Source organism: Streptomyces sp. NPDC051555 (assembly GCF_044454405.1).
GTDB lineage: Bacteria > Actinomycetota > Actinomycetes > Streptomycetales > Streptomycetaceae > Streptomyces.
In genome coordinates this window covers 833,857-847,620 of the sequence record NZ_JBITDP010000001.1, presented here as the reverse complement: position 1 = coordinate 847,620, position 13,764 = coordinate 833,857, and the positions used below count along the sequence as shown (strand labels likewise).

12 protein-coding genes are annotated in these 13,764 nt (G+C 73.6%); 5 read left to right on the top strand and 7 right to left on the bottom strand.

Annotation, left to right across the window (positions count from 1 at the left end; all coding sequences use genetic code 11):
- Nucleotides 1–5: 5 nt before the first annotated feature.
- Nucleotides 6–422 carry a hypothetical protein gene (locus tag ACIBEA_RS03620; protein WP_399257489.1) on the bottom strand — a complete coding sequence of 139 codons (417 nt, stop codon included), beginning with the start codon at nt 420–422 and terminating at the stop codon, nt 6–8.
- A gap of 173 nt (nt 423–595) precedes the next feature.
- Nucleotides 596–2,086: an MFS transporter gene (locus ACIBEA_RS03615; protein WP_399257487.1), complete on the bottom strand. Its 1,491-nt coding sequence runs from the start codon at nt 2,084–2,086 to the stop codon at nt 596–598.
- A 140-nt stretch (nt 2,087–2,226) separates the two neighbouring features.
- On the opposite strand from ACIBEA_RS03615, the gene ACIBEA_RS03610 reads away from it, so the two are divergent.
- Entirely contained in the window at nt 2,227–3,048 is an 822-nt protein-coding gene (locus ACIBEA_RS03610) for a helix-turn-helix transcriptional regulator (protein WP_399257927.1), read from the top strand.
- 269 nt (nt 3,049–3,317) lie between these two features.
- The gene (locus ACIBEA_RS03605; RefSeq protein ID WP_399257485.1) at nt 3,318–6,089 is read left to right on the top strand and encodes a BTAD domain-containing putative transcriptional regulator; all 2,772 of its coding nucleotides are present in this window, start codon (nt 3,318–3,320) and stop codon (nt 6,087–6,089) included.
- Here the strand turns inward: ACIBEA_RS03605 and ACIBEA_RS03600 are convergent.
- Nucleotides 6,086–6,556 (bottom strand): GNAT family N-acetyltransferase, encoded by a 471-nt coding sequence (locus ACIBEA_RS03600; RefSeq protein ID WP_399257483.1) that lies wholly within the window; start codon nt 6,554–6,556, stop codon nt 6,086–6,088. The two genes, ACIBEA_RS03605 and ACIBEA_RS03600, sit on opposite strands and share 4 nt — an antisense overlap.
- A gap of 119 nt (nt 6,557–6,675) precedes the next feature.
- Between ACIBEA_RS03600 and ACIBEA_RS03595 the strand changes: the two genes are divergently transcribed.
- A complete protein-coding gene (locus ACIBEA_RS03595) occupies nt 6,676–7,116 on the top strand; it encodes a VOC family protein (RefSeq protein ID WP_399257481.1) in 441 nt (146 codons plus the stop codon).
- Between the two features lie 9 nt (nt 7,117–7,125).
- Here ACIBEA_RS03595 and ACIBEA_RS03590 read toward each other — a convergent pair whose 3' ends face one another.
- The gene (locus ACIBEA_RS03590; RefSeq protein ID WP_399257479.1) at nt 7,126–7,929 is read right to left on the bottom strand and encodes a HEAT repeat domain-containing protein; all 804 of its coding nucleotides are present in this window, start codon (nt 7,927–7,929) and stop codon (nt 7,126–7,128) included.
- A gap of 56 nt (nt 7,930–7,985) precedes the next feature.
- Nucleotides 7,986–8,798, bottom strand: coding sequence for an SDR family NAD(P)-dependent oxidoreductase (locus ACIBEA_RS03585; protein ID WP_399257477.1), 813 nt, complete (start codon nt 8,796–8,798; stop codon nt 7,986–7,988).
- 221 nt (nt 8,799–9,019) lie between these two features.
- Here ACIBEA_RS03585 and ACIBEA_RS03580 point away from each other — a divergent pair, with 221 nt between their 5' ends.
- Nucleotides 9,020–9,250, top strand: a complete 231-nt coding sequence (locus ACIBEA_RS03580) for a cold shock domain-containing protein (RefSeq protein WP_399257475.1) — start codon at nt 9,020–9,022, stop codon at nt 9,248–9,250.
- A 38-nt stretch (nt 9,251–9,288) separates the two neighbouring features.
- Here ACIBEA_RS03580 and ACIBEA_RS03575 read toward each other — a convergent pair whose 3' ends face one another.
- Together ACIBEA_RS03575 and ACIBEA_RS03570 are read right to left on the bottom strand one after the other, a co-directional pair.
- Nucleotides 9,289–10,092, bottom strand: a complete 804-nt coding sequence (locus ACIBEA_RS03575) for a DUF6585 family protein (protein WP_399257473.1) — start codon at nt 10,090–10,092, stop codon at nt 9,289–9,291.
- Between the two features lie 161 nt (nt 10,093–10,253).
- Nucleotides 10,254–11,015: a class I SAM-dependent methyltransferase gene (locus tag ACIBEA_RS03570; RefSeq protein WP_399257471.1), complete on the bottom strand. Its 762-nt coding sequence runs from the start codon at nt 11,013–11,015 to the stop codon at nt 10,254–10,256.
- Between the two features lie 211 nt (nt 11,016–11,226).
- Between ACIBEA_RS03570 and ACIBEA_RS03565 the strand changes: the two genes are divergently transcribed.
- Nucleotides 11,227–13,548 carry a family 20 glycosylhydrolase gene (locus ACIBEA_RS03565; protein WP_399257469.1) on the top strand — a complete coding sequence of 774 codons (2,322 nt, stop codon included), beginning with the start codon at nt 11,227–11,229 and terminating at the stop codon, nt 13,546–13,548.
- Nucleotides 13,549–13,764: the final 216 nt, after the last annotated feature.

Below are 13,764 nucleotides of genomic sequence, written 5' to 3'. Positions count from 1 at the left end.
CCGGTTCAACGGGCCGCGGGTCGGCCCCGGGCGGCCGACCCCTCCTCGCCCACGAGGAGGGCCATCTCCTCCTGGGCCGCTCGGGCCTCCGCGCCCCGGTCCATCCGCTCCATCTGGAGCCGGTACACCGTCAGGCAGTCGGCGAGGAGCCCCACCCGTGCGGGCTCCCGTGCGTACGCCTCCCGCGCCGCGGCGACGGATTCGGCCAGCAGGGCCGCCACGACGGCGGGCTCGTGCGAGAACTCCCGGACCGCGTACTTGCCCAGCGCGACCGCCAGCAGCGGCAGGTAGGCCAGGGGGCTCACTCGCGCCAACACCCGGTAGGCGGCGACCCGCTCGCCGAGTTGCGGCTTGCCCGAGGTGAGGAGGGCCACTCGTGCTCGAAGGACTGCGTCGTGACTGATGTGCGCCGAGTAGGTCATGAGGGAGATTCTCAAAGCCGCACAGGCACCCGAACAAGGGCAATCCGCTGTGCCCTTGGTCCTACGAAAACGCCCTCTGACCTGTCATGATGGATACGTATTCACCCTCGGGCCGGTAGCTGACACATCATCAGATCCGCCGTCAGGGCGAGGCGCACCCCTCACGAACACCCTCACGCGCGGCTCTTCGCCCCGTCGCGCAGTCCGAGGCCGAGTGCGATGAGCGCCGCCACCACGAGCAGGATCGCCGCGTCGAGCGCCAGCACCGTGCGCACCCCGTCGAAGAGCGAGGTCCCCGTCGTCGCCAGCACGCCGAGCAGCGGGATGCCGATGGTGAGGCCGACCTGCTGGGTGGTGGTGACCAGACCGGTGGCCAGCCCCTGCTCCTCGTTCGGCACGCCGCTGGTCACGGTGACCCCGTACGAGATGATCGCGCCGAGGTGGCACATGCTGGCCAGCGAGACCGCGACGGTCGCCAGCAGCGCGCCCGCCCCCGGGCCCACGGCCAGCAGGGCCGCGGTGAACACGCCCTGGCCGAGCAGCGAGAGCGCCAGCGTGCGGCGCGCACCGATCCGGCCGATCACCCGGGACGCGTAGGAACCGGCGATGGCCGACATGACGCCCTGGACCCCGAAGACCAGGCCCGTCCGGAAGGACGACAGCCCCAGGGTCTCCTGGAGGTAGAGGGTCAGCACGAAGATGACGGTCGACATCATCGAGAAGGTCACCAGGCCGCCGATGTTGCCCCAGGCCACCGTGCGACGCCGCAGCATCGGCAGCGAGACCAACGGAGCCGGGGACTTCGTCTCCACCACGACGAACGCGGCGAGCAGGGCGGCGCCGGCCACCAGCGTGCCCCAGACGTCGGCGCCGCCGAAGCCCTCCTGTGCCGCCGTGGACAGGGAGTAGATCAGCGCGAGCAGACCACCGGTGACGGTGACGGCGCCCGGCACGTCCAGCCGCGGACGCTCGGGGGTCCTCGACTCGGGCAGCAGCCGCGGGGCCAGGCCGAGCACGATCAGCGCGGTGACCGTGAGGAGCCCCATCGTGGAGCGCCAGCCCAGCGCGTCGGTCATCACGCCGCCGAGCACCATGCCGACGGTGAAGCCGAGGGACAGCAGCGTGCCGGAGATGCCCAACGCCTTGGCGCGCAGCGGGCCTTCGGGGAAGGTGGTGGTCAGCAGGGACATGCCGGTGGGCACGATGAGCGCCGCGCCGAGGCCCTGGAGGGCGCGCCCGGCCAGGAAGGACGCCGGGTCCCAGGCGAGGGTGGCCAGCAGCGAGGCGAGGCCGAAGAGGACGAGGCCCGTCAGGAACAGCTTCTTGCGCCCGTACAGGTCGGCGATCCGGCCGAAGAGCAGCAGGAAGCCGCCGGAGGGCAGCGCGAAGGCGGTGACCGCCCACTGGAGCTGGGACCGTCCCAGGCCCAGGTCCTTGCCGAGCACCGGCAGGGCCACGTTCAGCACGGAGAAGTCCAGGGCCACCATGAACTGGGCGGCGCACAGGACGAAGAGGACCAGTGCGGCCCGTCCGGTGAGCCGGTCGCCGCCGGCCTCCGCGGCCGCCGCCGCGCCGGGGGGCGTCGTATGGGGGGCCGCGGCGGGGGCCATCGTATCGGGGGCCCGCCCGGGCCCGCTGTGGGAAGTGCGCGTGTCGGTCGTCATGACGCCACCCTCGCCGCCCGGGAATGCGCGTGCAGAGAGGGAACTTATGCTGGTGGTGGCACCACCAGGCAGCCAACAGGGGGAATTTCGTGGCCACACCGATCGACCAGCACCGGCGCTCCGAGCTGCGCGAGTTCCTGATGAACAGGCGGGCGCGGATCACCCCGACGGAGGCCGGACTGCCGGACGGCGGGGCCCGCCGCCGCACCCCGGGCCTGCGCCGGGAAGAGGTCGCCGTGCTCGCCGGGGTCGGCGTCTCCTGGTACCAGTGGCTGGAGCAGGGGCGGGACATCACGGTGTCCGCGCAGGTGCTGGACGCGGTGGGCCGGGTCCTCAAGCTGAGCAGCGCCGAACAGCGCCACCTCTACGTCCTGGCGGGGCTCAACCCGCCGGCCCTCCAAGTGGCGCCGTCCGCGAAGAACATGTGCGACGGGCTCCAGCGGCTGATCGACGCGTGGATGCCGTTCCCCGCGCACATCATGGACGTGTACTGGAACACGGTGATGTACAACGACGCCGCCTCCATCGTGCTCGGCATGCGACCCGAGATCGTGCAGAACTGTCTGATCGCCTTCTTCACCGACCCCCTCTACCAGGCGCGCAACAAGGACTGGGAGGAGATCGCGGCCCACGTGGTGGCCCAGTTCCGGGCGGCCTGCTCGGAGTCGCCCGACGACGACGGCTTCCGTGCGGTCGTCGAGGAGGCCAAGGAGGCCAGCCGGCTCTTCTCGGACCTGTGGGAGCGGCGGGACATCGAGCCGGGCGGGCAGATGCAGAAGGAGTTCCAACACCCCTTGGTGGGCACGCTGTTCGTCGAATCGACCTCGTTGCGCGTGCCGGCCCGCCCCGACCTCGCGATCGTGCTGCACACCCCTCTGCCGGGCACCGACACGGCCGAGAAGTTGGAGTGGTTGGCGTCCCCGGAGGGCCGCCGCGGGGCCATGTACCCGATCGCCGGCTGAACGCGTCGGGCGGGCCCTGCTCCCATCCCCGGCAGGGGAGCAGGGCGCCCGACGCCGCGCCACCCGACCCGCAGAGGGTCCCACCACCGGCCAACGTTGCCCTAACGGGGTGCTAACGGAGCATCACCGTATGATCACCGAACGCCGCGCCGGGGCGGTCGGTGGCCGGCGCCGCCGAGGCAAATGGCCGGGAACCCACTCATGTCCCGAAATGGGCCGACGTACGCTCGCCCAGGGGGCCGTGCCGCCTTGAACGGAGTGGGGATCACATGGAGTTCCGCGTACTGGGTCCCGTGGCCGTGGTGACGGGGCACGGGGAGCCGCTGCCCCTCGGCCCGGCCAAGCGCCGCAGCCTGCTGGCCATGCTGGTGCAGTGCCCCAACGCGGCCGTCGCCGTGGACCGGCTGACCGAGGCCATGTGGTTGGAGGACCCGCCCCGGCACTCCCGGACCGTGGTGCAGGGGCACGTGTCCCAACTGCGCGCGCTCCTGGCCGCGCACGACGCCCGGGCCCACGGCGTCGAACTGCGCACGCACGGGGCGGCGTACCTCCTGCGGGTGCCCGAAACCCTGGTCGACGCGCACCGTTTCGAGGAGTTGCTGCGGCGCGCCCGGGCACAGCGGACGCCGCGGGACTCGGTCCCGGTCTTCCAGGAGGCGCTCGCGCTGTGGAAGGGACCCGCGCTCGCCGGGACGGTGCACAGCCCGCTGCTGGAGCACGCCGCGCACGCGCTGGAGGAACTGCGGCTCACCGCAGTGGAGGAACTGGCCGACGCGCACGCGGTCCTCGGCGAGCACGCCACGGCGGCGGCCGTACTGCGCGCCGAGGCCGTCGCACACCCGATGCGGGAACCGCTGATCGCCGCGCTGATGCGGGCCCTGGGCGGGGCCGGACGGCAGGCGGACGCCCTGCACTGGTTCCACCGCACCCGCAGGCTGCTCGCCGATCAGCTCGGCGTCGACCCCGGAGCGGCGCTCGGCGACGCGTACACCGCCCTGCTGCGGACCACGCCCCCGTCGGCCGGCTCGGCGTCCGGCGCCGCGGGCCGGGGTGCGACTCCCCCGCGGCCCGCTTCCGCGAAGCCGCCGGCACGGACGCCGGCACGCGCACCCGCACCGACACCCGCACCGGCACCGCCCCTGACGCCCGTGTCCATCACGGCGGGGGCCGCCCCGCGCCCCCAACTGCTGCCGCGCCGTCCGCGGGCCTTCACCGGGCGCGAGGACGAACTGGAGGCGCTCGACCGGGCGGTGACCGCCGCGCCCGGCGCCGTCGCCCTCATCACCGGCAGCGCCGGCGTCGGAAAGACCGCGCTCGCCGTGCACTGGGCGCACCGGCGCGGTGCGGACTTCCCCGACGGGCGGCTCTTCGTCGACCTCCACGGCTACAGCACCGTCCCGACCCGCGGCGCCACCGCCGTGCTCCGCGAACTGCTGCTCGCCCTCGGCCTACCCGCCGAGCAGATGCCCGGCTCGCCCGATGCGCTCGGCGCCCGCTACCGCGAACTCACCTCCGCACGACGGATGTTGATCGTCCTGGACAATGCCCATGATTCCGGACAGATACGTCCGCTGCTGCCCGGCGGGGACCGCTGCGTCACCGTCGTCACCAGCCGGGACCGGCTCGGCGGCCTCGTGGCATCGGACGCCGCGTGTCCCGTGCCGCTCGCGCAGCTGCCCGCCGTCCAGTCCACCGCGCTCCTGGCGGCCGTCCTGGGCCCGGACGCGGTCGCGAACGAGCCGGAGGCCGCCGCCCAACTCGCGGCGCTGTGCGACGGCCTGCCGCTCGCCCTGCGGGTCGCCGCCGCCCGGCTCGCCACCCACCCGCACCACGGTCTGGCCGCTTTCGTGCGCGAACTCTCCGACGAACACCGCAGACTGGACCTGCTGAACGTCGATGACACCGGTGTCGGCGCCGCGCTCGGCCTCACCGTGCGCCAGCTGCCGGAACCGGCGCGGCGGATGTTCCACCGGCTGGGGCCGCACACCGGCGCCACCCTCGACATCTGTACGGCCGCGGCGCTCGCCGACTGTCCGGCGGGTCAAGCCGCTTTGGCGCTGGACCAGTTGGCCGCCGCCCAACTGGTCGTCGAGGCGGGTCCGCAGGCGTACGTACTGCACGACCTGGTCCGTCTCTACGCCCGCAGCCTGGACCCCGGGCACGATCCCGACGGTCTGCCCCGGCTGCTCGACCACTGGCTGCGCACGCTCCTCGCGGCGTGCGCCGCCGCGGAACCGGGCAGCGAACCCTGCTGCGCGCTGCCCGCCGCGGCCCGGCGGCCCGCCGCCGAGATCCGGACCTTCGCGGACCGGACGGGCGCGCTCGCCTGGTACTCCGCCGAACGGGACACCCTGCGCGGGGCGGTCGACGCGGCCGTCGCAGCGGGTCTGCACGACCGCGCCTGGCGCCTCGTGCTCCTGCAGTGGCCCCTCATCCTGTGGCAGGTCCGCGACGGCTGGGTGCCGCTCCTCGAACAGTGCCTGGCCTCCGCGGAACGGGCCGGCGACCACGGCGCGCAGTCACGGGCACGGGCCCTGCTCGGCTGGGTGCTGGCCGAAGAGGGCCGCTCCGAGGAGGCCCTCGGCCACCTGGAACGTGCCCCCGACCTCTCCGCCCTGGCGGGCGACCGGGCCGGGGAGGCCGTGGCCCGGATCAACCTGGCCATCGCGCTCACCCGGCGCGGCACGCCGGAACGGGCCCAGGAGCTGCTGGTGCGCGCCCTGGCCCTGGCCGAGGAGGCCGGACGCACCGAGACGGTCACCCTCGCCCACCAGCACCTCACCCAGTACCTCCTCGCCGTCGGCGCCCACGACGAGGCCGCCTGCCACGCCGCACGCGGACTGGCACTCGCCGCACCCCCGCTCGCCGCGCCCCGGCGCGTGGTGCTGCGCACCCTGTACGGAGAGGCCCTCGCCGCGGCGGGCCGCACCCCCGAAGCGGTGCGCCAACTGGACGACGCGATCAGCGAGGCCCGGGCGAGCTCCTACGAGGAGGGCGAGATCGCGGCCCGCGCCGTCCTGGCCGGGCTGGCGGGATCCTAGGGCATCTCTTTCGGAGATCGCCAGACGTAGCGGACGTCCGGCTCGCGCTCCTCGTTGCCCAGGCCGTCGGTGCGTTCCACCGCGACGAAGCCGTGGCGCTCGTAGAAGCGCCTGGCCGGTCCGTTGATCTGGAACGTCCACAGGGACAGTCCGGACGGCCGTTGCCGCTGGGCCAGTCGGACGAACCGGTCGCCCAACCCGCGGCCGCGCCAGGACGGTTCGAGGTAGAGCTGCGCCAGTTCCTCGCCGTCGAGCACCAGGACCCCGACCACGCTGCCTCCGGAGACCGCCACCCAGGTCTCGTACCGCGGCACGACCACGGCGGAGAACCAGTCCCGCACCTCGTCGTCGTCGTGCGCACGGCGCACGGTGGGCAGCGCGGCGGAGAAGGACCGCAGCCACACGTCGGCCGCCTGGAGCGCGTCGGAGTCGTGCGCACGTCGAAGGGCGAGCCCGTCACTGTTCACAGGGCGCGACTCTCGCAGACGGGCGGGCCCGCCGCATCCGAATTGGCCCCGGTCGGTCGCCGCACCGCACGCGCGTCGCGTTCGCCGGGGTGTCGGTGGCCGACCCTATCCTCGGGCACATGACCCTTCTGCGCATGGACAACGTCGCCATCGTCGTCGAGGACCTCGACGCCGCCGTCGCCTTCTTCACCGAGCTCGGCATGGAGCTGGAGGGCAGGATGCCGATCGAAGGGAGCTGGGCGGGAAGGATCGTCGGGCTCGGCGACATGCGGTCCGAGATCGCGATGATGCGGATCCCGGGCGCCCCGGGCCGGATCGAACTGACGAAGTACCACCGCCCGGAGGCGATCGCCCCCGAGCGGGAGGTCACCCCGGCGAACACGCTGGGCCTGCACCGCGTCATGTTCGCCGTCGACGACATCGAGGACACCCTGGCCCGCCTCCGGCCGCTCGGCGCCGAACTCGTCGGCGAGCTCACGCGCTTCGAGGACAGCTACCTGCTCTGCTACCTCCGTGGGCCGGGCGGAATCATCCTCGCGCTGGCCGAGCAGCTGAGCTGAGGAGGGGGCTCAGCGCCCCTCGCGCGCCTCCCGCACCGCCTCCCGGACCGCCGCTTCCGGGTCGTCGGCGAGGGCGTCCAGCAGCTCGGTGACCCCGGGCGTGGACCAGCGGGACACGGCCCACACCAACTCCTCACGCACCGTGGGATCGGGGTGCGCGGCCAGCCGGCCCACCTGGGCGAGCGGACCCCGCCGGCGCATCCCGAGCCACTCCAGGGCGTCCCGCAGCGCGGCCGGGTCCCCCGGGTCACCGGCCGCCGCGATCCGGGCGAGCAGGACCGGGGTGGGCGGCGGCGGAACGTCCGACGGGAGCGGGAGCCGCTCGCGCAGGCGCCGTGACCCGTACCGGCCCCGGCTCTGGCATCCGACGCAGGTGCAGGGGCGCACCCCGTGCGCGTCCGGCACGTACCGCCAGCCCGCCACCTGCGGCGCCGTGCGCACCCGGTGCACCGCGCCCGACCGGATCGCCCCGGGGACGAAGACCTCCCACCCGCGCGGGTCCTCCAGCGCCGCGATCCGCCGCACCGCCTCCGCCGCGGTGACCGCGGCCTGCGTCCCGCCCGCCCGGTCCCGGTAGTGCCCGACCAGCACGTCCTGGGCGTCGTCCAACCGCACGTGGACGGCCACGAGCCCGCCCCGGGTACCGAATCGGGCCAGTTCGCGCAGCCACTGGTGGGTGAGGGTGTACGACGGCAGGACCGGGAAGCAGAAGACGCCCCGCCGGCCGCCCTGTCCGTAGCTCACCGCCCGGACCCCGGAGCGCCGGATGCGCGGCGCGTTCGCCGCCGAGGTCAGGTGTACGAACATCGCCATGACCCGGGATCCTAGGCGTCCCCGTCCGCGCCCTCCCGCGCGGGGCCCGGCTCGGGTCAGCCGGTGGCGGGGTCCGTCGAGGGCATGATGCGGCCGACCGAGGTGACCAGCTGCCGTCGGGTCAGGAGGCGGCCGCCGAGGGCCATCAGCCGGTTGAGGCCACCGGGTATGACGCTGGGCGGCGGGTTGCGGCGGTCGAGGGTGCGCAGCGCCGTGCGGACGACCGCTCCGGCGCTCTGGACGCGGGTGCCGCCGCTCACCCCGTCCGTGCCGAGGACGTCGAAGAATTCGGTGCGGGTCGCTCCGGGGCACAGGGCCAGCACGCGCAGCCCGGTGCCCCGGGATTCGTGCCAGAGGGCCTCGGTGAAGCTCAGGACGAAGGCCTTGCTCGCGCCGTACGCCGCCATCCCGGGTACGGGCTGGTAGGCGGCCGTGCTCGCGACGTTGACGAGGACGCCCTTGCCGTGGGCGCGCAGCCGCTCGATGAAGGCCCCGCTGATGCCGACCACCGCGCCGACGTTCACCGCGATCTCCTGGCGCAGCCGCTCCGGGTCCCCGCGGTGGAGGGGGCCGAAGGTGCCGAAGCCGGCGTTGTTGATCACGCTGGTGATGGTGAGCCCGCGCCGGTCCAGCTCCTGCGAGAGCAGCTCTGCGGCCCGGTCCACGCCGAGGTCCATGGGGACGGGGACGACCGCGACGCCGTGCGCCGCCGACAGCTCCGCCGCCAGCCGCACCAGGCGGTCCTCCCGGCGGGCGACCAGCACGAGGTCGGAGCCGCGCTCGGCCAGGCGGCGGGCGAACTCCTCCCCCAGGCCCGAGCTCGCCCCGGTGATCAGCGTCGTCTGGCCCCGGTAGTCGACCGCGTTCATGGCGCTCCTCCTGGATGCGTGGTGGCGCTCACCGTACGGGGCGGGGCGCGGCGCCCGACGGCCGGCCCGACCCGGAGGGGAGCGCCCGTGCGTACGGCGGACTCACCCGACTGCGCCGCCCGGCGGGCGGCCCCCGGCCGTGCGGCCCACAGTGGACGGCACGCACCGCCCCGGGCACCGCCCCGGGCACGCGGCCGCGGCTCCGACGCGAGGGAGGCTGCATGGACGACACGTGCGAGGAGCCGGGCGGGGCCCGGGTCAAGGGGTTCGTCCAGTCCTTCAACCGCGACCGCGGCTACGGGTTCCTCGTCCCCTACGGGGCCCGGGACGCCGTGTACGTCGAGCGTGCGGACATCGAGTGCGGTGCCCCGACCCTGTCCGAGGAGCAACAGGTCAGCTTCACCATCGAGTTCGCCGCCGGGCGCTTCGTCGCCAAGCACGTCCAGCCCTGAGCCCGCGGCGCCGCGGCGGGCCACCGGCGTCGAAGGGGCTACCGACGCCGCAGCTCGTCCACGATGGTCAGGAAGACCAGCAGGTTGGGCACTTTGGGGGCCTTGGGGGCCGCCCACGCCTTGGTCAGGCCGGTCCGCCAGACGCAGACCATGCCGCCGCGGGCGGCGACCTCGCTGACCTCCGCCCAGGGCAACGTCCCGTGGGACTCGTGCGTGACGCCGGCGCGGGACAGCGCGAGCGGGCCGAATCGGACCGTCCCGCCCTCGCGCACCAGCTTCCACACCTTGTCGACCTGGGTGCGCGCGACGGCCTCCGCGAGCAACGGGGCCCAGGTGACCGAGCCCGCGTAGAGGTCCGTGATCCGCACCTGCTCGCCGCCCGGCGCGACCACCACGGAGGCGTGGGAGCGCCCGACCGGCGTCCGCGTGCCCTTGTAGTCGATCACCTCCTGGACGGTCTCCTGGTAGAGCACCGCCCGCTCCCAGCGGACCGCGAACAACCCGCCACCGGCCTTGTCGACGACCAGTCCGTGCTCGTAGAGGTGCAACCGCTTGGCGGCCAGGCCCCTGCGGAAGAGCGGGCTGCTGGCGACCGCCACCGCGGCCAGCACGCCGATCCACAGGGGGTACATCGCGACCTTCCAGTCCACTTCCAGCCAGAGGAGGACCCCGCCGCCGAAGAGCGCGGCGATGCCGACCAGCGAGCCGATGACGAACCAGATCCGGTACTTCTCCTGGACGCCGACCTCGCTCTCGGGCCGGAAGGTGTGCTCCAGGGCGCCCAACCGGTGGCGCACGGCGAGGGCCTCCGCTGCTCGGGAGGGCGACGTCGGGACGGTCATGCGCAGCCTCGGCTCCACGGTCACGGCGACCCCGCAAGACCACCTGGGCGGTGCGGAGTTGACCGGACGACACGGCGCCGCCGCCGCACGAACGACCCCAAGCCAACACCACGATCAGGGCCCGGGCAAGCCCTCCCGGCCCCCGGTCGCCGCGCCGCCGGTCAGCGCGCCCGGGCCGTGGTGACCACCAGCGGCGGCGCGGCCCGTTCCGCCGACCACGGACGGCTGCGGGCGAGGTCGGGGTCGGCGACGAGCAGCGCCTCGGCCACCGTCGGGTGGTGCTGCGCGATGCCCGTGAACCCGGCGCGTTCGAGCAGCGGCGGGAGCACGTCGACGGGCCATGCGTGGTTGGGCATCTCCTGCCAGGTGCCGTCCGTGCGCAGGAGCCGTACGGTCACCCGCTCGCCGGGGCCGTAGAGCGCGCCCGGCTCCCCGATGCGCAGCGAGGCGTACTCCGTGCCCGCGCACGCGGGGTCGGTCGCCAGCAGCACGAACAGGCCGCCCGGCCGCAGCAGCCGGCGGACCTCGCCGAACACCGAGAGCAGCGCCTCCTCGGTCGGCAGCGAGGCCAGCACGTGGTTGCACATCACCGCGTCGGCGCAGCCGTCCGCGAGGCCCACCGCCCGCCCGTCCTCGACCAGGTGGTACTCCGCGACCGCGCTCCCCGCGGCCCGGGCCAGCTCCAGCATCTGCGGGGAGGTGTCCACGCCGAGCACCCGGGCCCCGAGCACCCGGCCGGCGTGCGCGGCGACGGTGCCGGGCCCGCAGCCGTAGTCCACCAGGACGTGCCCGGCGCCGATCCGCTCGGCCAGGGCCCGCAGGACGAAGGGGTATCCCAGCAGCCAGTCCGTGGCCGCCACCACCGAGGCGAAGGCCTGCGCCCCCTCCGGCCCGGACCACGCGGCGCGTTCTCTGTCGCTCACAGCACCCACTATCGGGCCGCGACCACCGGGCGCAGGGGTTACGACACGGCGGGGCGGGCGCCGGGGTCGGGGACCGGGCGGGCGTTCGACGTCGTGCGCGATCGTGCGCGCAACCAGCCCACTTCGAGCACCTATTGACATGAACGCGGCACTGCGCTGCACTTTGCCCGCCACACGCACTCCCCTTCCCATCCACCGTTCGGGGACTTCCATGCGTCTGCTCAGACTCCTGATCGCCGCCGTGCTGGCCCTGGCCGCACTCGCCGTACCCGCGATCGCCGCCCCCGCGACCTCCGCTCCGGCCGCCCCGGCCGCCGCCGGGCCGCCCCAGACGATTCCGGCGCTGCGCCAGTGGACGGCCGGCTCCGGCGCCTACACCTTCACCGGCGCCAGCCGGATCGTCGTCGATCCCGCCTCCGCCGACCGGCTCCTCGACGAGGCGCAGACCCTGGCGGAGGATCTGGGGGCCCTCGCGGGGCGTCCGGTGGCCGTCGTCACGGGCACGGCCTCCACCGGTGACATCGCGCTCGCGCTCGGGGACGCCACGCTGCCCGCCGAGGGCTACCGGATGACCGTCGCGGCGACCCTCTCCCTGCGGGCCGGGACCGACGCCGGCGCCTTCTACGGCACGCGCAGCGTGCTCCAGTTGCTGCACCAGTCCTCCTCGATCCCCGCCGGAACCGCGGTGGACTGGCCGTCCAAGGCCGAGCGCGGCCTGATGATCGACCAGGGCCGGAAGTTCTTCACCGTGCAGTGGGTCGAGCAGCACATCAAGGAGCTGGCCTACCTCAAGCTCAACTACTTCCACTTCCACCTGTCGGACACCTTCGGCTTCCGGCTGGAGAGCGCCACGCACCCCGAGATCGTCTCCGCCGACCACTACTCCAAGCAGGACGTCGCCGACCTGATCGCGCTCGGGCAGAAGTACCACGTCACGATCGTGCCGGAGATCGACACCCCGGGGCACATGAACCCGATCCTGGCCGCCCACCCCGAGTTGAAGCTCAAGAGCAGCTCGGGCGCGGTCAGCGCCGACTTCATCGACCTGTCGCTGCCCGCCTCGTACGCCCTGATCAAGGACCTGGTCGACGAGTACCTGCCGCTCTTCCCGGCCGCCTACTGGCACATCGGCGCCGACGAGTACGTCACCGACTACGGCAAGTACCCCCAGCTGCTCAGCTACGCCCGCGCCCACTACGGCGCGGGCGCGACCGCGAAGGACACCTACTACGGGTTCGTGAACTGGGCCGACGACCTGGTGCGGGCCGGCGGCAAGACCACCCGGATGTGGAACGACGGCATCAAGTCCGGGGACGGCACGATCGCCCCGCACCCGGGCATCCTCGTCGAGTACTGGTACAGCTACGGGCTGACGCCCCAGCAGTTGGCCGCGGCCGGGCACCAGGTCGCCAACGAGTCCTGGACGCCGACCTACTACGTGCTCGGTGGCGCCAAGCCCGACACCAAGTGGATGTACGAGACCTGGACTCCCGACCGCTTCGAGGGCGGCGCCACCCTCACCGACCCCGCGAAGAACCCCGGTTCGCTGATCCACGTGTGGTGCGACAACCCGGGCGCCGAGACGGAGGCTCAGATCGCCGCGGGCATCGCCAACCCCCTGCGGGCCCTCGCCCAGCAGACCTGGGGGTCACCGAAGCCGGTGGGCGACTACGCCTCCTTCACCCCGATCATCGCGACGATCGGGCACAACCCCGCCTGGCCCGGGCTCGCCCAGCCGGGGAACCTCGCCCGCAACCGCCCCACCACCGCCTCCAGCACCGAGACGGCGAACTTCCCGGCGGCCACGGCGACCGACGGCGACCCCGCCACCCGCTGGTCGAGCGCCTACGCCGACCCGCAGTGGCTCCAGGTCGACCTGGGCTCCACCCAGGCCGTCGACCGGGTGGTGCTGCGCTGGGAGGCGGCGTACGGCAAGGCGTTCCAGATCCAGCTCTCCGACGACGGCGCGAACTGGCGCACCGCGTACACGACGACCAGCGGCGCCGGCGGGGTCCAGGACCTCGGCGGCCTCTCCGGGTCGGGCCGCTACATCCGGATGTACGGGACCCAGCGCGGCACCGCCTACGGCTACTCCCTGTACGAGTTCGAGGTGTACGGGGGCCGGCTGGGCGGGACCCGGACCCTGACCGCCGCCGGGCGGGCCCTCGACGACCCGGCGAGCTCCACCGCCTCCGGCACCCGGCTGATCACCTGGACCCCGCACGGCGGCCCCAACCAGCAGTGGCAACTGGCGCTGGGCGGCGACGGGACCTACACGTTGACCAACGTCCTCTCGCACCTCTGCGCGGACGTGGAGGGCGGATCCACCACCACCGGCGCGGCCGTCGTCCAGGCCACCTGCACGGGCGGCGACAGCCAGCGCTGGCTGTTCACCGCGCTCGGCGGCGGTGACTACTCGGTGGCCAACCGGAAGAGCGCGCTGCTCCTCACCACCGCTTCCACCGCGGACGGCTCCCCCGTCACCCAACAACCGTCCGGCGGGACCGGCATCCAGCGGTGGCAGCTCGCCTGACGGCAACCCTACCAACGATCGTTTCTCTGGACGAACCGATTAACCCCCGGTCCAGACCTTGGGGGAACCACCCCCTCCACTGGTCAAGTACCTGACCAGTGGGGGTTTTAGGGTCCCAAGGCACGACGAATCCGCCCGTGCCGGACGCGGAGAGTCCGAAAGGTCAAATTCAAGGATCGTTTCGCTTGCACAATCGATCATTGACATGTTCTAGTG